16 protein-coding genes, 3 tRNA genes and 1 riboswitch are annotated in these 18092 nt (G+C 62.6%); of the genes, 1 reads left to right on the top strand and 18 read right to left on the bottom strand.

Going from position 1 to position 18092, the window contains the following annotated elements:
- Positions 1–16 precede the first annotated feature (16 nt).
- The 7 genes from G7016_RS04960 to ltaE form a co-directional block, all read right to left on the bottom strand.
- Positions 17–93: transfer RNA gene (locus G7016_RS04960), tRNA-Arg, on the bottom strand.
- Between the two features lie 72 nt (positions 94–165).
- Positions 166–242, bottom strand: a tRNA-Arg gene (locus G7016_RS04955).
- Between the two features lie 46 nt (positions 243–288).
- A tRNA-Ser gene (locus G7016_RS04950) sits at positions 289–379 on the bottom strand.
- A gap of 62 nt (positions 380–441) precedes the next feature.
- Positions 442–630: a carbon storage regulator CsrA gene (csrA, locus tag G7016_RS04945; RefSeq protein WP_181111717.1), complete on the bottom strand. Its 189-nt coding sequence runs from the start codon at positions 628–630 to the stop codon at positions 442–444.
- 154 nt (positions 631–784) lie between these two features.
- On the bottom strand, positions 785–2020 hold the full coding sequence (locus G7016_RS04940; RefSeq protein ID WP_181111716.1) for an aspartate kinase: 1236 nt from the start codon (positions 2018–2020) through the stop codon (positions 785–787).
- 88 nt (positions 2021–2108) lie between these two features.
- Positions 2109–4733 carry an alanine--tRNA ligase gene (alaS, locus tag G7016_RS04935; RefSeq protein ID WP_181111715.1) on the bottom strand — a complete coding sequence of 875 codons (2625 nt, stop codon included), beginning with the start codon at positions 4731–4733 and terminating at the stop codon, positions 2109–2111.
- A 117-nt stretch (positions 4734–4850) separates the two neighbouring features.
- Positions 4851–5876, bottom strand: a complete 1026-nt coding sequence (gene ltaE, locus G7016_RS04930) for a low-specificity L-threonine aldolase (RefSeq protein ID WP_181111714.1) — start codon at positions 5874–5876, stop codon at positions 4851–4853.
- 122 nt (positions 5877–5998) lie between these two features.
- A riboswitch (FMN riboswitch) is annotated at positions 5999–6137 on the top strand.
- A 60-nt stretch (positions 6138–6197) separates the two neighbouring features.
- Here ltaE and G7016_RS04925 point away from each other — a divergent pair.
- The gene (locus G7016_RS04925) at positions 6198–6668 is read left to right on the top strand and encodes a 6,7-dimethyl-8-ribityllumazine synthase (protein WP_219854697.1); all 471 of its coding nucleotides are present in this window, start codon (positions 6198–6200) and stop codon (positions 6666–6668) included.
- A gap of 202 nt (positions 6669–6870) precedes the next feature.
- Here the strand turns inward: G7016_RS04925 and astE are convergent, their stop codons facing one another.
- The 11 genes from astE to G7016_RS04870 all read right to left on the bottom strand — a co-directional run bounded on the left by astE (position 6871) and on the right by G7016_RS04870 (position 18033).
- Positions 6871–7875, bottom strand: a complete 1005-nt coding sequence (gene astE / locus G7016_RS04920; protein WP_181111712.1) for a succinylglutamate desuccinylase — start codon at positions 7873–7875, stop codon at positions 6871–6873.
- Positions 7876–7895: 20 nt separating this feature from the next.
- Complete coding sequence (locus tag G7016_RS04915) at positions 7896–8189, bottom strand: topoisomerase II (RefSeq protein ID WP_181111711.1); 294 nt, start codon at positions 8187–8189, stop codon at positions 7896–7898.
- A gap of 14 nt (positions 8190–8203) precedes the next feature.
- Entirely contained in the window at positions 8204–9550 is a 1347-nt protein-coding gene (gene astB, locus G7016_RS04910; protein WP_181111710.1) for an N-succinylarginine dihydrolase, read from the bottom strand.
- 159 nt (positions 9551–9709) lie between these two features.
- The gene (gene astD, locus G7016_RS04905; RefSeq protein WP_181111709.1) at positions 9710–11170 is read right to left on the bottom strand and encodes a succinylglutamate-semialdehyde dehydrogenase; all 1461 of its coding nucleotides are present in this window, start codon (positions 11168–11170) and stop codon (positions 9710–9712) included.
- The gene (astA, locus tag G7016_RS04900) at positions 11167–12201 is read right to left on the bottom strand and encodes an arginine N-succinyltransferase (RefSeq protein WP_181111708.1); all 1035 of its coding nucleotides are present in this window, start codon (positions 12199–12201) and stop codon (positions 11167–11169) included. Before astA ends, astD begins: the two co-directional genes overlap by 4 nt.
- A gap of 74 nt (positions 12202–12275) precedes the next feature.
- Positions 12276–13295 carry an arginine/ornithine succinyltransferase subunit alpha gene (gene aruF / locus G7016_RS04895; protein ID WP_181111707.1) on the bottom strand — a complete coding sequence of 340 codons (1020 nt, stop codon included), beginning with the start codon at positions 13293–13295 and terminating at the stop codon, positions 12276–12278.
- A 60-nt stretch (positions 13296–13355) separates the two neighbouring features.
- Positions 13356–14576, bottom strand: a complete 1221-nt coding sequence (locus tag G7016_RS04890; protein ID WP_181111706.1) for an aspartate aminotransferase family protein — start codon at positions 14574–14576, stop codon at positions 13356–13358.
- 234 nt (positions 14577–14810) lie between these two features.
- The gene (gene argR, locus G7016_RS04885; protein WP_181111705.1) at positions 14811–15791 is read right to left on the bottom strand and encodes a transcriptional regulator ArgR; all 981 of its coding nucleotides are present in this window, start codon (positions 15789–15791) and stop codon (positions 14811–14813) included.
- A 43-nt stretch (positions 15792–15834) separates the two neighbouring features.
- The gene (locus G7016_RS04880; RefSeq protein ID WP_181111704.1) at positions 15835–16599 is read right to left on the bottom strand and encodes an ABC transporter ATP-binding protein; all 765 of its coding nucleotides are present in this window, start codon (positions 16597–16599) and stop codon (positions 15835–15837) included.
- Positions 16600–16648: 49 nt separating this feature from the next.
- Complete coding sequence (locus tag G7016_RS04875) at positions 16649–17347, bottom strand: ABC transporter permease (protein ID WP_181111703.1); 699 nt, start codon at positions 17345–17347, stop codon at positions 16649–16651.
- On the bottom strand, positions 17344–18033 hold the full coding sequence (locus tag G7016_RS04870) for an ABC transporter permease (RefSeq protein ID WP_181111702.1): 690 nt from the start codon (positions 18031–18033) through the stop codon (positions 17344–17346). The genes G7016_RS04875 and G7016_RS04870 overlap by 4 nt, the downstream gene beginning before the upstream one ends.
- Positions 18034–18092: the final 59 nt, after the last annotated feature.

The raw sequence follows: 18092 nt of genomic DNA, 5'->3' as shown, positions 1-18092 counted from the left end.
TTCAGAACCTCTGATGTGGTGCACTCAGGAGGATTCGAACCTCCGACCGCTCGGTTCGTAGCCGAGTACTCTATCCAGCTGAGCTATGAGTGCAGGTTGGCGTTGTTAACCCAGTCTCCCCTGGAACTCAGGACTCCGGAAGATTAAACTTCAGGGCCTCTGATATGGTGCACTCAGGAGGATTCGAACCTCCGACCGCTCGGTTCGTAGCCGAGTACTCTATCCAGCTGAGCTATGAGTGCATGTACTGCCTAGGTGATTCGCCTTTCAGCAAACCCACTTGAATAATGGCGGAGAAGGGGGGATTCGAACCCCCGACACCCTTTTGAGGTGTACTCCCTTAGCAGGGGAGCGCCTTCGGCCACTCGGCCACCTCTCCGCAACACGGGGCGTATATTAACCACGTTCTTCCCCGTTTGCAAACAAAAAAAACGAAGAAAATTAAAGGCTTGGTTCTTCGCCCTTCTCCTTGCGAATTCGCTGATAGATTTCTTCGCGGTGCACAGCCACTTCCTTGGGCGCGTCTACGCCCAGGCGCACCTGGTTGCCCTTTACACCGAGCACGGTGATTGTGATTTCCCCATCGCCAATCACCAGGCTTTCGGCGCAACGGCGGGTAAGAATGAGCATGAAAATCTCCTAACGGTATTTATTCGGGAATGGTCTGCAAAAAAGGGCGTCACGGGGGCCGAAGCCGAACCGCTTGCCAAAACGGCCGTGGAAGAACCTTCCCGTGCCGTAAAAGAAAAAGGGCGCAGCCATGGCCGCGCCCCTTCTGGTCGGCTTACTCGCCCTGTCGGGCGGTCGCGTCCAGGTCGAAGGCCGTGTGCAGGGCGCGCACGGCAAGCTCCAGGTACTTCTCTTCGATAACCACCGACACCTTGATCTCGGAAGTGGAGATCATCTGGATATTGATGCTCTCCTTGGCCAGCGCTTCGAACATGCGGCTGGCAACGCCCGCGTGGGAGCGCATGCCTACGCCCACGATCGACACCTTGGCAATCTTGGTATCGCCCACCACTTCCCGCGCGCCGATTTCAGCCGCAGTGGCCTGAAGCACGCCGAGCGCCTTCTGGTAATCGTTGCGGTGAACGGTGAAGGTGAAGTCTGTGGTGTTATCGTGGGACACATTCTGAACGATCATGTCCACTTCGATGTTGGCACCGCTGATGGGGCCCAGGATCTTGAACGCCACGCCGGGAGTGTCCGGCACGCCACGGATGGTCAGCTTGGCCTCGTCGCGGTTGAAGGCGATGCCGGAAATGATCGGCTGTTCCATGGTTTCCTCTTCATCAATGGTGATCAGGGTCCCGGGACCCTCCTGGAAGCTGTGCAACACGCGCAGCGGGACGTTGTACTTGCCAGCGAATTCGACCGCACGGATCTGCAGTACCTTCGAACCCAGGCTGGCCATTTCGAGCATCTCCTCGAAGGTGATCTTGTCCAGCCGCTGGGCCTGGGCTACCACGCGCGGGTCGGTGGTATAGACGCCGTCCACGTCGGTGTAGATCTGGCACTCGTCGGCTTTCAATGCCGCGGCCAAAGCAACACCGGTGGTATCGGAGCCACCACGGCCCAGCGTGGTGATGTTGCCGTTCTGGTCTACACCCTGGAAGCCGGCTACCACAACTACGCGGCCAGCCTTGAGATCTTCGCGCAGGCGCTGATCATCGATCTGCAGAATACGCGCCTTGTTATAGGCATCATCGGTGAGGATGCGCACCTGGTTACCGGTGTAGGACACCGCCGGCACACCACGCTTGATCAAGGCCATGGCCAACAGGCCAATGGTCACTTGCTCCCCCGTGGACACCACTACGTCCAGCTCACGCGGCTCGGGTTGATCGGTGATCTGTTTGGCCAGATCGATCAACCGGTTGGTTTCGCCACTCATTGCCGAAAGCACGACCACCAGGTCGTGGCCTTGCTCGCGGAATTTCTTGACCTTATCGGCCACTTGCTCGATACGCTCGATGGAGCCCACCGAAGTGCCGCCAAACTTCTGTACGATCAAAGCCATTTCAACGCCGCCTCACGCCCACGCAGGGCACCCATTAAACATCCGCACGCTTGCGGCCACGGCGGGGCCGTGGCGCATGCCGCCGGGATTACAGCCCGCCTTCGGCGAACGGCACAGCCAGTGCCAGTGCCTGGTCGAGGGCCGCGACATCCACGCCGCCGCCCTGAGCCATGTCTGGCCGGCCTCCGCCCTTGCCACCGACTGCCGCCGCGGCCTGCTTCATCAGGTCGCCCGCTTTCACGCGCGCCGACAAGGCTTTGGTGACACCGGCAACCAGCACTACTTTTTCGTCGTGCACGCCACCGAGCAGGATCACCCCTTCGCCCAGTTTGTTCTTGAGCTGGTCTACCAGGGCCAGCAAGCCCTTGCCCTCCACGCCATCCAGGCGCGCGGCCAGCACCTTCACGCCTTTCACGTCCACGGCACCGGCCAGCAGATCGTCGCCCGCGGCGCTGGCGGCCTTGGCCTGGAGTTGCTCCAGCTGTTTCTCCAGCTGACGGTTGCGCTCCAGCACGGCCTGCAATTTGTCGAGCACGTTTTCACGGCTGCCCTTGAGCAGCGACGCGGCTTCTTTCACTTGCTCTTCAGCGTTGTTGAGCAAGGCCAGCGCGGTCGCGCCGGTCACCGCTTCGATACGCCGCACGCCCGAAGCCACGCCGCTTTCGCTGGTGATCTTGAACAGCGCGATGTCGCCGGTGCGCTTGGCGTGGATGCCGCCGCACAGTTCCACCGAGAAGTCGCCGCCCATGGTGAGTACGCGCACGCGGTCGCCGTATTTCTCACCGAACAGGGCCATGGCGCCTTTCTGCTTGGCGCTCTCGATGTCCATCTCTTCGATCTGCACCGGCGTGTTGCGACGGATCTCGCGGTTGACGATATCTTCCAGCGCCTTGATCTGCTCGGGCTTGATCGGCTCGAAGTGGCTGAAGTCGAAACGCAGGCGCTGGCTGTCGACCAGAGAGCCTTTCTGCTGGACGTGATCGCCAAGGATTTCGCGCAGCGCGGCATGCAGCAAGTGGGTAGCCGAGTGGTTGAGCGATGTGGCCTGTTGCAGGTCGCCTTCAACCTGCGCCTGCACCGTTTCGCCCACTTTCAGGCTACCCAGCGCAACGAGGCCGTGGTGCAGGAACGCGCCGCCGGACTTGGTGGTGTCGCTTACCTGGAAGCGGCTGTTGCCCCCCTGCAGCGTACCGCGGTCGCCCACCTGGCCACCGGATTCAGCGTAGAACGGCGTGCGGTCGAGAATCACCACGCCCTCCTCGCCTTCGGCCAGTTCCTGCACCGACTGCCCATCTTTATACAGCGCTACAATTTTGCCTTCGCCGTCGTGGGTGGTGTAACCCAGGAACTGCGTGTCTTCCTCGACCTTCACCAGGCTGTTGTAGTCCAGGCCGAAGGCACTGGCCGACCGGGCGCGCTCGCGCTGGGCGTCCATTTCGCGTTCGAAGCCGGCTTCGTCCAGGGTGAGGTTGCGCTCACGGGCGATGTCGCCGGTGAGGTCCATCGGGAAACCGTAGGTGTCGTACAGTTTGAAGATCACATCGCCCGGTACCACGTCGCTTTTGAGCTCGGCCAGGTCCTGCTCGAGGATCTTCAGGCCCTGCTCCAGGGTTTTGGCGAACTGCTCTTCCTCGCCCTTGAGCACGCGCTCGATATGCGCCTGCTGGTTTTTCAGTTCGGGGAAGGCTTCGCCCATCTCGGTGACGAGTGCGGCGACGATGCGGTGGAAGAACGCCCCGCGCGCGCCCAGCTTGTTGCCGTGGCGGCAGGCACGTCGAATGATCCGGCGCAGCACATAGCCACGGCCTTCATTGGAAGGCGACACACCGTCGGCGATCAGGAAGCCACAGGAACGAATGTGGTCAGCCACTACCTTGAGCGACGGCTGGCCCTCGTTGCCGCAGCCGATGGCCTCGGCAGAGGCGTGCAGCAGGTGCTGGAACAGGTCGATCTCGTAGTTCGAATGCACGTGCTGCAGCACCGCGCTGATCCGCTCCAGGCCCATGCCGGTGTCTACCGACGGCGCTGGGAGAGGATGCAGCACGCCATCGGCGGTGCGGTTGAACTGCATGAACACGTTGTTCCAGATCTCGATGTAACGGTCGCCGTCTTCTTCCGGGGAGCCGGGCGGGCCGCCCCAGATGTCCGCGCCGTGATCGTAGAAAATTTCGGTGCAAGGGCCACAAGGGCCGGTATCGCCCATGGTCCAGAAGTTGTCCGAAGCGTACGGGGCACCTTTGTTGTCGCCAATGCGCACCATGCGCTCGGCCGGCACGCCCACTTCCTTCGTCCAGATGTCGTAGGCTTCATCATCGCTGGCGTAAACGGTAACCCACAGCTTTTCCTTGGGCAGGTTCAGCCATTTTTCCGAAGTGAGGAAGGTCCAGGCGAAGGTGATGGCGTCACGCTTGAAGTAATCACCGAAGCTGAAGTTGCCTAGCATTTCGAAGAACGTGTGGTGGCGCGCGGTGTAGCCCACGTTTTCGAGGTCGTTATGCTTGCCGCCGGCGCGCACGCACTTCTGGCTGCTTACCGCGCGGGTGTAGGCGCGCTTTTCCTGGCCGAGGAAGCAGTCCTTGAATTGGTTCATCCCGGCGTTGGTGAACAGCAGGGTCGGATCGTTGGCGGGGATCAGAGAGCTTGAGGCTACACGGGTGTGGCCTTGCTCTTCGAAGAAGCGGAGGAAGGCTTCACGGATTTCTGCGCTTTTCATAGGTTCTTCCACGGAGACAGCGGCCAGAGGCACAGGCTTGGCGTCGAAACGACGGCAAAGGGCCGCATTATATCGGCCCTGCGGTCAGGGTACAGTGTGTTTGTACGATTGAGTCCATCAATTGGACGATTCGTATCCGGTTTGGCGTGCGAAGCCGGCAAACACTTCAATCACCTGGTCGATCTGACGCGCATCCACATCAAGATGAGTGACCAGGCGCAAGCGTGGGTTGGCCGTGAGGCGTACGCCCTGCCCTGCCGCGTAGTCGCGCAACGCCTCTGCCGTCGGCCCGACTTGTACATACACCATGTTGGTCTGCACAGGCTCTACGGCGTAGCCGAGTGCGCCAAGCCCTTCGGCGAGGCGGCGGGCGTTGGCATGGTCATCCGCCAGGCGCGCTACGTTATGGTCCAGCGCATACAAGCCTGCCGCGGCCAGAATGCCGGCCTGGCGCATGCCACCGCCCACGACCTTGCGCCAGCGCGTGGCGCGAGCAATCAGTGCCCGATCACCACACAGCACCGAGCCTACGGGAGCGCCGAGGCCCTTGGACAGGCAAATGGAAACCGAATCGAAATGCCTGCTGATCTCGCCCGCCGCCACGCCTTGAGCGACCGCGGCATTGAATAGCCGAGCGCCATCGAGATGGAAGCCCAGGCCATGCTCTGTGCACAGTGCTTTGGCGCACGCCAGGTAATCCAGCGGCAGCACCTTGCCCTGCATGGTGTTTTCCAATGCCAGCAGCCGAGTGCGTGCGAAGTGGAAGTCGTCGGGCTTGATGGCGGCGATTACCTGATCGAGGGCCAGCGAGCCATCGCTCTGGTTTTCCAGCGGTTGCGGCTGAATGGACCCCAACACCGCCGCGCCGCCGCCTTCGTATTTATAGGTGTGGGCTTGTTGGCCCACGATGTATTCATCCCCTCGCTCACAATGAGCCATCAGCCCCAACAGGTTGCTCATGGTGCCGCTGGGTACGAACAGGCCCGCTTCAAAGCCAAGCTCTTCGGCCAGCCGCGCTTGCAGGTGGGCTACGGTAGGGTCCTCCCCATAAACGTCATCACCGGTTTCGGCGCGCGCCATGGCCTGGAGCATGCCCGAAGAGGGGCGGGTCACGGTATCGCTGCGCAGGTCGATCGGGGTCATCAGGCCTCTCCTTGAGCGGGCGCGAGGGAATAGCGCCCTAATGAAAAAATCTAACACGTCACGCAGGGAAGGATTCCCCCTGCCTACCTGCTGTGTTAATAATGCCGCGCCGCCACACGCGGCAACGTTCTCAGGGCGGGGTGCGATTCCCCACCGGCGGTAATGGCATAGCCTAGCCCGCGAGCGCTCGTTTCGGCGAGGTCAGCAGACCCGGTGTGATCCCGGGGCCGACGGTATAGTCCGGATAAAGAGAGAACGGGGTGCCTGCGCGCTCCTTTCACTCGTGTGCCCTGTTTATTGCCAATGAACAGGAGAGTCACCATGCAAAACCAATCCGCTTCGCGCATCGCCTTCATCCAGGCCAGCTGGCACAAGGATATTGTGGACCAGAGCCGCCTCGGCTTTATCGAAGGCCTCGCCGCGCTTGGCGTGAGCGCCGATCAGGTAGACTTCTTCGAAGTTGCCGGCGCCTATGAAATCCCTCTGCACGCCAAGCTGCTTGCCCGTTCCGGGCGCTACGCCGGCATCGTCGGCGCCGCGCTGGTGGTGGACGGCGGCATCTACCGCCATGACTTCGTGGCCCCGGCGGTGATCGACGGAATGATGCGCGTACAGCTGGACACTGAAGTACCCGTGTTTTCGGTAGTGCTTACCCCGCACCACTTCCATGAAGGCAAGGAACACCACGATTACTTCTTCCGGCATTTCCATGTGAAAGGCCTGGAAGCGGCGCGGGCCTGCGTGGATACGCTGACCAAGGTGCGTGACCTCAAAGGCATGATCGCGGGGTAACCCCCTTAAAACCGTCTGGAAGCGGCGGGGCCAGCCATCCGGCATTAGCTCGCGAAAGATTTATTGCCTATTCGCGAGCTCCGCCCGCCTCCCACAGAAGAGCGAGCTCTTTCAGGGGATGGATGAATCCTGTGGGAGCTGGGGGGCCGACCATCCGGCGGAGCCGAAGGCGAAGCTCGCGAATAAGGGTTTAAGCAAACCGCTAAGGCAGCTGCTTCCCACAGGGCACAATCACGATGCCAGCACGCAGGCCATTGCGCACCTTGGGGTTGGGGAAGATGATCCGGGCGCCCTCCTCCTCGATCACCCACCGCGTGCCTTCGTCCTCGGCCAGAAGGTAACCGGTGGGCAACTCGGAGAAGTTTTCCACGTCTGCGGGCAGGTGAAGCAGGAAGCTATCGCTGTGCTTGATGATCTCGCGGGACACGCTGAACAGCTGTAGCCCGGTGAGATCGTCACCGTCGGCCACCCCTGCGCTGCCCTCGATCAACCCACGCAAGCATGCATCCAGCCGCGTCAGGTCTACTTCGGCGTTCTGGCCGAACGGGCGGGCCTTGCCCAGCTCCAGGGTAAAGGCCTCGGCCCCCAAGGTTTCATAGGTGTAGGCGCTGAAGGTGATGGCGGGACGGTTTTGCAGCAGCACCGCTTCCATGCCCGCGTCGCGCAAACGCGCCAGTTCCAGCCGCGAGTGCTCGCGCCCTTCCTTCCACGGATACAAGGCAAACTGCTCGATGCGAGAACCGCGGATGGCAGTGTGCAGGTCGTAGTGCAGCCGCTGCCGGTCCGGGCGGTTGAAGAAACCGGCGGCCAGCCGCTCCAGCTCACAGGCACGCATGGCCTCAAAGCCGCTGGACAGTTCATGACGGCCGTTGAACAACCGATTCACGTCCTGCTCCACATAGCGCTCACCGCGCCGGATGGCTTCCGGGTTACCGAACAGGAAGAGCAACCGCGCCCGGGGCTGCAGCTCATTACGCGCGATGGCGTGAATCAATGAATCGAGCAGCTCGATGGGCGCGGTTTCGTTGCCATGGATGCCCGCCGACAGCAGCAGGTCCAGCCCATTGTCGCGGTCCGCATGAGGGCGCACTTCCAACGCGCCCGGCGCGAGCCAGCGCAGGCAGGTGCCGCTTACCGTCATCTGAGTCTTCTGCGCCGGCTCACGGTCGGCCAGGGTGAGTTCCAGCAGTTTTCCAAGCGACAGCATAGGCGGGCTCCCGGCCGGGGTCAGTGATGGTGGCCGCAGTCGGGGCCGTGCACGTGGCCGTCTTCTTCATCCGCCAGTTCGGCAGGTTCCATTTCCAGCTGCAAGCTCACCAGGTTGGTGGCCATCGGGCGCATCAGCAAGTTGGCGTACTCGGTATCGCCCTCGTCCACATCCACGCCGATCAACAACTGATCGTTGCCGCCGATTTGAATCCACAGTTCCTTGCCTTGCCACATCACCGCCAGGCGGGTGCAGGAGGTTTCAAGCTGAGTGCCGTCGTCATCTTCAAGGATCAGCCGCAGGGCATCTGACATGGTTGGGGTTCCCTTCAATTGAGTTGGAATGGATAAACCGAGCCGAGCTGCAGCAGCACGGTGAGTTCATCCAGCGCTGTACGGCACTCTACCAGCAATTGTGGATCAGCCAGGTCCGCATCGCTCAGGCGATCGCGGTAGTGCCGGTCCACCCATTGGGTCAGCCGCTCGTACAGGCTGGCCGTCATGATAACCCCTGGGTTCACCGCCGCCAGTTCTTGTTCGTTGAGGGCCACGCGCAGGCGCAGGCAGGCCGGGCCACCGCCGTTCTGCATGCTTTGCTTGAGGTCGAACACTTGAACCTGGGCAATCGGGCCATTGCCAGCCGTAAGCGCCTGCAGGTAATCCCACACGCGCGGGTTGGCGCGGCATTCTTCCGGCACGATCAACAGCATGCGGCCGTCTGCGCGGGTGAGCAGTTGGCTGTTGAACAGGTACGAGCGTACAGCGTCTTCCACGCTTACCTGGTCGCGGGGCACGCTGATGGACTGGAAATGCCCACCCCGCTGGCTCAATTTCGCCGCCAACTCACCCAGCACCTGCTCGGTTTCGAGGAAGGCGTCCTGGTGATGGAACAGCACCTCGCCGTTGCCCACCGCGATCACGTCGTTGTGGAACACGCCCTGGTCGATCACTGCCGGGTTCTGCTGCGCGTAGACCGTCCCGGCCTCGCTCAGCCCATGCAGGCGCGCCACCGCCTGGGAAGCTTCGAGGGTTTGCCGCGCCGGGTAGCGTTGTGGCGAGGGGCGGCGGCTATCGAAGGCCGCACGGCCGTACACGAAGAACTCTACTCCCGGCGCGCCATAGTCCTTGCAGAACCGGGTGTGGTTCGCCGCGCCTTCGTCACCGAACTGAGCCACCGCGGGTAGCGCCGCGTGGTGAGCGAAATGAGCGGGGTCCGCGAACATGGCGGCCAACACGCGACTGGTCGTTGGGTGCTCGATGCTGCGGTGGTATTTGCAATTAAGGTTGGCCGCGGTGAAGTGCACCCGGCTGTCGGCGGTGTCTGCGCTGGGGCTCACGGTCGCAGCGTTGGCCACCCACATGCTTGACGCTGAGCAACTGGCCGCGAGAATCGGCATGGCATCACGGGCAGCGGCGGCGATCACTTCGGCGTCGGTGCCGGCGAACCCCAGGCGGCGCAAGCCAGCCACATCGGGGCGCTCCTGAGGCGCCAACACGCCCTGCACAAAGCCCATGTCGCTCAAGGCTTTCATCTTCGCCAACCCTTGGCGCGCGGCTTCCCGCGGGTTGGACTGCGCCTGGCTGTTGCTCTGCGAAGCAACGTTGCCATAAGACAAGCCGCCATAGTTGTGGGTAGGCCCCACCAGCCCGTCAAAGTTGACTTCAAACGCTTTCATTGGCCCGGCTCCCGCTAAATGTCTTATGGCTTACTGCTTTTGCTTTTGCTTTGGCTTTTGCTTTTGCTTTTGCTTTTGCTTTTGCTTGCTCTTGCTTTTGCCTTTACTTGCCGCTTGCAGCTTGCAACTCAAGGCCGCCCGCGGCTGGCCGCCCGCGGCTTACAGCGTCACACCCGGTGTAAGGGTGGCCGGCAGGCTTACCCGGTCTGCCTCAAGGGAAGCCACCGGGAAGGCACAATAATCAGCCGCGTAGTATGCGCTGGCTCGGTGATTGCCCGAGGCACCTACCCCACCGAACGGTGCACTGCTGGCGGCGCCGGTCAGTTGCTTGTTCCAGTTCACGATGCCAGCGCGGCTGTGCAGCCAGAAGTGCTGGTAGCGCTCGGCAGAATCGGACAGCAGGCCAGCGGCCAGGCCGTAACGGGTGTGGTTGGCTTCGGCGATCGCGCCATCGAAGTTCTGATAGCGCACCACCTGCAGCAGCGGGCCAAACAGTTCTTCGTCCGAACGCTCGGCCACGGCGGTAACGTCTATCAGGCCGGGCGTCAGCAGTGCCGCGCCGGGGTTGGGCTGGGTCATCGGTAACAGCGCCTGCGCGCCCTTGGCCAGCAAGTCAGCCTGGGCGGTCATCAGTGCCTGGGCAGCCGCGAGCGAAACCACCGAGCCCATGAACGGCGCGGGCTGTTCGTCGAAGGCGCCCACGCGAATGCCACGGGCCACTTCCACCAACCGTGCCAACAGGCGATCACCCCAGTCCCCCTCTGGCACCAGCAGGCGCCGGGCGCAGGTGCAACGCTGGCCAGCGGAAATAAAGGCCGATTGCACGATGGTGTAAACGGCTGCGTCCAGGTCCTCCACCTCGTCTACCACCAAGGGGTTGTTGCCGCCCATTTCCAGCGCGAGGATTTTTTCGGGGCGGCCGGCGAACAAGGCATGCAAATGGTTGCCGGTACGGCTGGAGCCGGTAAAGAACACGCCGTCGATGTCCGCGTCCGCCAAGGCCACGCCGGTATCGCGGGCCCCTTGCACCAGGTTGAGCACGCCCGCAGGCAGCCCCGCCTCTTCCCAGCACTTGACCGTGAGTGCCGCCACCGCGGGCGTAAGCTCGCTGGGTTTGAACACCACGGTATTACCGGCCAACAGCGCCGGCACGATGTGGCCATTAGGCAGGTGGCCAGGGAAGTTGTAAGGGCCGAACACCGCCACTACGCCGTGGGGTTTGTGGCGCAGCACGGCCTTGGCATCGCCCAGCACGCCGTGTTTTTCGCCGGTGCGCTCTTCGTACGCCTGAATAGAAATTGCCACCTTGTTGACCATGCTGGTCACTTCCGTGGCGGCTTCCCACAGCGGCTTGCCGGTTTCTTCACCGATGCAGCGGGCCAGCTGATCACTCGAGGCTTTGAGCCGCTCGGCGAACGCTTGCAAATAACCGATGCGGGTTTCCAGCGGCAGCGTTGCCCACTGCGGGAATGCCTGGCGCGCGGCGGCCACAGCCGATTTCACTTGCGCGGCCGAGGCGGCTTGCCCTTCCCAGATCACACGCTGGCTAACCGGATCGAGCGACTGGAAGGCTTCGCCTTCGCCCGCGAGCCATTGCCCGTCGATGAACAAAGTGGTCATGGCTGGCCCTCCAGAGCCGTGTTGGGTGACAAGGTGACCGCGCGTACCTGGTCGCCCGCATGCAGGCGCAAACGGCGGGCAGTAAGCGGGTCGACCACCAGGGTGCCGGCCGCCAGGCGCGCCGGCGCCGCGGTGATGCGGCAGTGCTCCAGTTGGCGGTTATGGATCAGATACACAGGGGCATCATCGCCCGGTGTGCCAACGGCAAGCACCAGGCTTTTGCTCTCCTGAACGGCACGTATTTTCGCCACTTCGCATTCCACGGCCGGGCCGGCGTCGAAGATGTCCACGTACCCTTGGTAGTTGAAGCCCTCGGCGCGCAGCATCGAAAGGGCCGGCTCGGTGTCTGGGTGCACCTTGCCGATCACCTCGCGGGCGGCTTCGGAAAGGAAACAGGTATAGAGCGGAAACTTGGGCATCAACTCGGCGATAAATGCACGATTACCTACGCCGGTAAGGTAATCGGCCTGGCTGAATTCCATCTTGAAGAAGTACCGGCCCAGGCTTTCCCAGAACGGCGAGCGCCCCGCCTGATCAGAGATGCCTCGCAGCTCGGCGATCACCTTGTTGCCGAACAGGCCGGTGAATTCGGCCATGAACAACAGCCGCGCCTTGGCCAGCAGGCGGCCGTTCAGGCCGTTGCGCATGTCGTCACGCAGGAACAGCGAGCACAGCTCGGAGTTGCCGGTAAGGTCGTTGGCCAGGAACAGGGTGGGAATTTCCCGGTAAATGTTCAGCTCTTTCGAGGCGCTGACGGTCAGGCCCACGCGATAGTTGTACCAGGGTTCGCGCTGCCCTACCGCGCCAGCAATGGCGGAGGTGCCCACCACGGTGCCGTCATCGGTTTCCAGCACGAACAGGTAATCGGTATCGCCCCGCTCGGCCTCGCCGCGGAAGGTCTTCTCCGCCCAGCCTACTCGGTGGGCCAGGCGCTCCTCGTTGGCAGGCAGGGTCGTCAGGCCCGGGCCGGTGCCGCGAGCCAGGTCGATCAGCGCGCTGAGGTCGCTGCTGCGTACGGGACGAACAATCATGTGTACTCCTCGAGCGGCCGCCAAGGGCGCCGCGATGCTCAGCCTGACGTAGCCAGGCAACCAACCCTGCTGTTTTACACGGCCACTACGCGGACGCTGGCGCCATCGGCCACGCCGAGGCGTTCGGCCACGGCCGCCGGCAAGCTCACAGGCTTGCCTGGCGCCCAGTCCAGTTCCAGCAACGCGGCGCGGTAGTCCTGCAAATTGCAGTTCGCTACCAGATACGGACGCCCGCCCTTGGCAGCGTTCTCATCTACCTTCACAGGCACCACGCGGCTGCTGGCAATCGAGCGGATGTTGGAGGTTCGGGCGTGCAGGGTCGGCCCGCCGTCGAAGATGTCGATGTAATGCTCGGTTTCGAAGCCTTCGCGCATGAGGATGTCGAAGGTGACCTGCGCCCTTGGATGCACTTGGCCCATGGCCTCCTGGGCGGCGTCCGGCAGCAGCGGCACATAGATCGGGTAGTGAGGCATCAGCTCGGCCAGGAATGTGCGGCTTTTCAACCCACACAAGCGCTCCGCCGCCGCGTAGTTGATGTCGAAGAAATTACGGCCGATGGCGTCCCAGAACGGCGAGTCGCCGTGTTCGTCGCTGTAGCCAACGATTTCAGTCACCACGGAATCGGCGAAACGCTCCGGGTGGTTGGCCATGAACAGCAGGCGCGCCCGCGAGTTGAGCTCGGCCCAAGGTGTGGCCACCAGTTCCGGCAGCACATAGAAACTGGTGAGCAGGCTGTTACCCGTAAGGTCATGGCACTGGGACAACACGTGAATCTTGTTGTGGATCTTCAGTTCGCGAGAGGCGTGAACGAAGGTTTCGTTGCGAAAACTGTAGAACGGCTCGGAGTAACCGGCCGACGCAACGATGGCCGAGCAACCTACCAAGGTGCCGCGAGCGGTGTCTTCGAGCACGAAGAAATAGCTCTCTTCACCGTTGAAGCTGACTTCGGCGGCAAAGGAGGCTTGCGACGCAACGATCTTGTCGCGCAGGCGCTCCAGGTCGTCGGGCAGGGAAGTGACACCGATCGGGCTGTCTGCGGCGAGCCGTTGCACCTCGTCCAGGTCAGCCATTTGCGCAGGGCGCATCACGAGCATGGTGCCACTCCTTTGAATCAAGAAAATAAAGGCGGGGCGCACGGCCCCGCCGGTCAGCCGTCAGGCCTGGGTCAGCTGGGCGACAGCGCGCTCGAAGCGGTCGAGGCCTTCGTCGATGTCAGCGATGTCGATCACCAGGCTGGGGGCGAAGCGGACCACGTCCGGGCCGGCCTGCAGGATCATCAGGTCGTTGCGCTCGGCGGCGTTGAAGAATTCCTTCGCCTTGCCCTTCCACTGTTCACTCAGCACACAGCCGATCAGCAGGCCCATGCCACGCACTTCAGTAAACACCCCGTACTGTTCGCCGATGGCGCGCAGGCGGGTGGCGAAGCGCTCATGGCGAACCTGAACGCCTTCCAGCACTTCAGGGGTATTGATCACATCCACCACCGCTTCCGCTACCGCGCAGGCCAACGGGTTGCCGCCGTAGGTAGTACCGTGCACGCCTACGCTCAGGTGGCGGGCCAATTTCTCGGTGGTGAGCATTGCACCGATCGGGAAGCCACCGCCCAGGCTCTTGGCGCTGGAGAGGATATCGGGGGTCACGCCGTACTGCATGTAGGCGAACAGCTTGCCGCTACGCCCCATGCCGCTTTGCACTTCGTCGAACACCAGCAGCGCGTTGTGCTGGTCGCACAGGGCGCGAGCGCCTTCGAGGTAAGCCCGGTCTGCCGGCAACACGCCGCCTTCACCCTGGATAGGCTCGAGCACCACGGCGCAGGTCTTGTCCGAGATCGCGGCTTTCAGCGCGTCGAGGTCGTTGTAGGGGATATGGGTGATCCCTTCGATCTTCGGCCCGAAACCATCGGAGTACTTGGGCTGGCCGCCCACGCTCACGGTGAACAGGGTACGCCCGTGGAAGCTGTTGACCGCGGCGATGATCTCGTATTTTTCCGGGCCGAACGTGTCATGGGCCACGCGACGTGCCAGCTTGAAGCAGGCTTCGTTGGCCTCCGCGCCCGAATTGCAGAAGAACACGCGCTCGGCAAACGTGGCGGCCACCAGCTTTTTGGCCAGGCGCAGGGCCGGTTCATTGGTGAACACGTTGGACACGTGCCACAGCTTGTTGGCCTGCTCGGTAAGCGCGCCGACCAACGCAGGGTGGGCATGGCCCAGCACGTTGACCGCGATGCCGCCGGAGAAGTCGATCAGCTCGCGACCCGCCTGGTCCCAGACTCGAGAGCCTGCCCCACGCACGGGAATGAAACCCGCCGGCGCATAGTTGGGGACCATTACCTGGTCGAAATCGGTGCGTTGCACCTGGGCGTGATCAGCGGACATCAGCGTCTCCTGAAGCGAAGCGCGGGCCTGAAAGTGGCCGGCGATGGGAGGATTGTAAGGAGTGGTTGGCCCTTGGCCTTGCCGCCAAGCGACAACTTGTTACAGCCAGAACCCCCGAAATACCGGGGTTTTCAGCAATGCGACAAATAGGGACAGTTTAAAACACTTGCAGGCGCCGACGCAGCCGGCGAATGGCCCTGGATTCCCGGGCTACGCTGGCGCCTGCACGTTTTCCTACCCGCGCTCTGCTGGAACAGGGGCCAGCTCGAACGGGCTGCCGGCGCGGCGCTGGTTGCGATCTTCGCGCGGGGTAGCTCCAAAGAAGTTGCGGTACGCACTGGAGAAATGCGGGCCGGAGGAAAAGCCGCACGACAGGCCGATCTGGATAATCGACTTGCTGGTTTGCATCAGCATCTGGCGGGCCTTGTTCAGGCGCAACTCGAGGTAGTACTGGCTGGGCACCCGGTTCAAGTACTGCTTGAAGATCCGCTCCAGCTGGCGCCGCGACACACACACGTGCTGGGCGATTTCGTCGGTGGTGAGCGGCTCCTCGATGTTCGCTTCCATCAGCAGCACCGCCTGGGTGAGCTTGGGGTGGCTGGAACCGAGGCGGTTTTGCAGGGGTATGCGCTGGCGCTCGCCGCCTTCACGGATGCGTTCCACCACCAGTTCTTCCGACACCGCGCCTGCCAGTTCGGCGCCGTGGTCGCGCGCCAGCAGGGCCAGCATCAGGTCGAGTACGGCCAGGCCACCGCAAGCCGTGAGGCGATCACGGTCACAGTCGAACAGGTGGCTGGTGGCAATCACCTTGGGGAAACGCTCACTGAAATCGTCCTGCCAGCGCCAGTGCACCGAGGCGCGGTAGCCATCCAGCAAGCCGAGTTGCGCGAGCGGATAAATACCCGCGGACAAGCCGCCGATCACGCACCCGCCGCGTACCAGTTGCTTCAATGCGCTGGACAGCGCGGGCGCCATGGAGGCCGGGGGTTCGTCCGCCACCAGGAATAGCTTCTGACAGCCTTCGAGGCGCCCGGCCCAGGGTTCACCCGGCAATTGCCAGCCGCCCGCGGTTGGTGCTTCGGCCTGGAGGAACAACGGCTCGTACAGCACTTCGGGATGCACCTTGCGGGCGACGGTCAAGGCCTCCTCGGCCAGCGCCAGGGTCAGTGCCTTGGTGCCAGGCCAGATAAGAAAGCCGATACGCTGGGCAGTCATGTGAGCACTCACGCAGTGAAGTTCCGGGCGGCGCGAAATACGCTCATTTAAGACTACCGGAGAGGAACTGGCGCAGCCGATCCGACTGCGGATTGGCCAGCACCTCACGGGGGTTGCCCCGCTCCTCCACCAGCCCTTGATGAAGGAACACCACCTGGTTGGACACTTCCCGGGCAAAGCCCATTTCGTGTGTGACCACCACCATGGTGCGGCCTTCCTGCGCCAGCGATTGCATTACCTTGAGCACGTCACCCACCAGCTCGGGGTCCAGCGCGGAGGTAGGCTCATCGAACAGCATCACTTCCGGCTCCATCGCCAATGCCCGGGCAATGGCCACGCGCTGCTGTTCGCCGCCGGACATATGGCCGGGGTAGGCGTCCTTGCGGTGGGTCACCCCTACTTTGGCCAAGTAGTGCTCTGCCTTTTCCTGGGCATCCTTCTTGCTCATCCCGAGCACGTGCACCGGTGCTTCCATCACGTTCTGCAATGCGGTCATGTGGGACCACAGGTTGAAGTGCTGGAACACCATTGCCAGCCTGGCGCGCATGCGCTGCAACTGCTTCGGGTCACCGGCCTTGAGGCCGCCGCCTTTGTTGGGCACCAGCTTGAGGGCTTCGTTGTTGAGCAGGATCTGCCCGGACCAAGGTTGCTCCAGCAGGTTGATGCACCGCAGGAAGGTGCTTTTGCCCGAGCCACTGGACCCGATGATGCTGATCACATCGCCTGCCTTGGCCGCCAGGCTTACGCCCTTGAGCACTTCATGGCTGCCGTAGCGCTTGTGCAGGTCCTGTACTTCGAGTTTGTTCATGCTGTGTTCTCTGAAATAAGGGTGGGCAGCGCGCCGCCCATGAACGCGATCAGCCCTTGCGTGGCGCCAGGTAGCCCAGCCAGCGCCGCTCGGCCAGCTTGAACAGCCGCACGAGGATGAAGGTAAGGGCCAGGTAGATGGCGCCCGCGGTAATGTACGCTTCGAACGGCAGGTAATACTGCGCGGTGACCGTGCGGGCCGCGCCGGTGATGTCCATCAGGGTCACGATGGAGGCCAGGCTGGTGGTCTGCAGCATCATGATCACTTCGTTGCTGTATTGCGGCAACGCGCGGCGCATGGCCGACGGCAGCAGAATGCGCCGGTACATCAAGGCCCGCGACATGCCCATGGCCCGCGCCGCTTCGATCTCGCCATGAGGCGTGGCGCGCAGGCTGCCGGCGATGATCTCGGCCGTGTAGGCGCTGGTATTGATGGCAAAGGCCAGGCAGGCGCAGAAGGTGGCATTGGATAACCATGGCCACAGTATGCTTTCACGCACGGCGGCGAACTGCGCCAGGCCGTAGTAGATCAAGAACAGCTGCACCAGCATGGGCGTACCGCGGATCACGTAGGTGTACGTCCAGGCAAGGGCATTCACCCAGGGCCGTCGCGACACCCGCATGAGCCCCAGCGGCAGCGCGGCCAGCAGCCCGAGCACCAAGGAGATCGCCAGCAGCTTGAGGGTTTCCAGCATGCCCGCCAGGTACAGCGGGAGGTTCGCCTGGATCACCGTGTAGTCGAAGATCATAGTTCTGCCGTCCTTACACCAACCGAGTAACGCCGCTCCAGCCATTTGAGCAGCAGCAGCGAAACACTGGTAATCACCAGGTACAACGCCGCCACGGCCAGATAGAAGGTAAACGGCTCGCGGGTGGCATCCGCCGCCTGCTTGGCCTTGAACATCATGTCTTGCAAGCCCACCACGGAAATGAGCGCGGTCGCCTTGGTCAACACCAGCCAATTGTTGGTGAAGCCTGGAATTGCCAGGCGGATCATTTGCGGCACCAGTACCCGGTAGAAAATCTGCAGGCTGCTCATGCCGTAGGCCATGCCGGCTTCAGCCTGGCCCTTGGGGATGCCCATGAAGGCGCCGCGGAAGGTTTCGGACAGGTACGCGCCGAAGATGAACCCCAGGGTGAATACCCCGGTGAGCAACGGATTGAGGTCGATGTAATCGTCATAGCCCACCAGGGGGCCCAGGCGATTGATCAGGTCCTGGCCACCGTAGAAGATCAGCAGGATCAGTACCAGGTCCGGAATACCGCGGATCACCGTGGAATACAGTTCGCCCAGCCAGGCCAGCGCACGCACCGGCGACAGGCGGAACGCGGCACCCAACAGCCCCAGCACGATGGCCAGCGCCATGGACGAGAGCGCCAGTTGCAGGGTCAGGCCGACCCCCTCGAGGATGACCTCGCCGTAGCCTTTCAACATGCTCGCAAGCCTTCAGAATGAGCGCGGGCGTAAACGACCGCTTAGGGCAATAAAAAGAG

Source organism: Pseudomonas japonica (genome assembly GCF_013522925.1).
Taxonomy (GTDB): domain Bacteria; phylum Pseudomonadota; class Gammaproteobacteria; order Pseudomonadales; family Pseudomonadaceae; genus Aquipseudomonas; species Aquipseudomonas japonica_A.
Note: the sequence above shows the minus strand (reverse complement) of the source record. Positions and strands in the feature narration are given on the sequence as shown.

Excerpts from the sequence above, each read along its gene's own strand:
- ltaE (WP_181111714.1), bottom strand. The coding sequence starts at position 5,876 with ATGACCCCGATCGACCTGCGCAGCGATACCGTGACCCGCCCCTCTTCG.
- G7016_RS04870 (WP_181111702.1), bottom strand. The coding sequence starts at position 18,033 with ATGTTGAAAGGCTACGGCGAGGTCATCCTCGAGGGGGTCGGCCTGACC.
- G7016_RS04880 (WP_181111704.1), bottom strand. The coding sequence starts at position 16,599 with ATGAACAAACTCGAAGTACAGGACCTGCACAAGCGCTACGGCAGCCAT.
- csrA (WP_181111717.1), bottom strand. The coding sequence starts at position 630 with ATGCTCATTCTTACCCGCCGTTGCGCCGAAAGCCTGGTGATTGGCGAT.
- argR (WP_181111705.1), bottom strand. The coding sequence starts at position 15,791 with ATGACTGCCCAGCGTATCGGCTTTCTTATCTGGCCTGGCACCAAGGCA.
- G7016_RS04915 (WP_181111711.1), bottom strand. The coding sequence starts at position 8,189 with ATGTCAGATGCCCTGCGGCTGATCCTTGAAGATGACGACGGCACTCAG.
- alaS (WP_181111715.1), bottom strand. The coding sequence starts at position 4,733 with ATGAAAAGCGCAGAAATCCGTGAAGCCTTCCTCCGCTTCTTCGAAGAG.
- astE (WP_181111712.1), bottom strand. The coding sequence starts at position 7,875 with ATGCTGTCGCTTGGAAAACTGCTGGAACTCACCCTGGCCGACCGTGAG.
- G7016_RS04875 (WP_181111703.1), bottom strand. The coding sequence starts at position 17,347 with ATGATCTTCGACTACACGGTGATCCAGGCGAACCTCCCGCTGTACCTG.
- G7016_RS04890 (WP_181111706.1), bottom strand. The coding sequence starts at position 14,576 with ATGTCCGCTGATCACGCCCAGGTGCAACGCACCGATTTCGACCAGGTA.
- G7016_RS04940 (WP_181111716.1), bottom strand. The coding sequence starts at position 2,020 with ATGGCTTTGATCGTACAGAAGTTTGGCGGCACTTCGGTGGGCTCCATC.
- astD (WP_181111709.1), bottom strand. The coding sequence starts at position 11,170 with ATGACCACTTTGTTCATCGACGGGCAATGGCTCGCGGGCGAAGGCGAA.
- astA (WP_181111708.1), bottom strand. The coding sequence starts at position 12,201 with ATGATTGTTCGTCCCGTACGCAGCAGCGACCTCAGCGCGCTGATCGAC.
- astB (WP_181111710.1), bottom strand. The coding sequence starts at position 9,550 with ATGAAAGCGTTTGAAGTCAACTTTGACGGGCTGGTGGGGCCTACCCAC.
- G7016_RS04925 (WP_219854697.1), top strand. The coding sequence starts at position 6,198 with ATGCAAAACCAATCCGCTTCGCGCATCGCCTTCATCCAGGCCAGCTGG.
- aruF (WP_181111707.1), bottom strand. The coding sequence starts at position 13,295 with ATGCTCGTGATGCGCCCTGCGCAAATGGCTGACCTGGACGAGGTGCAA.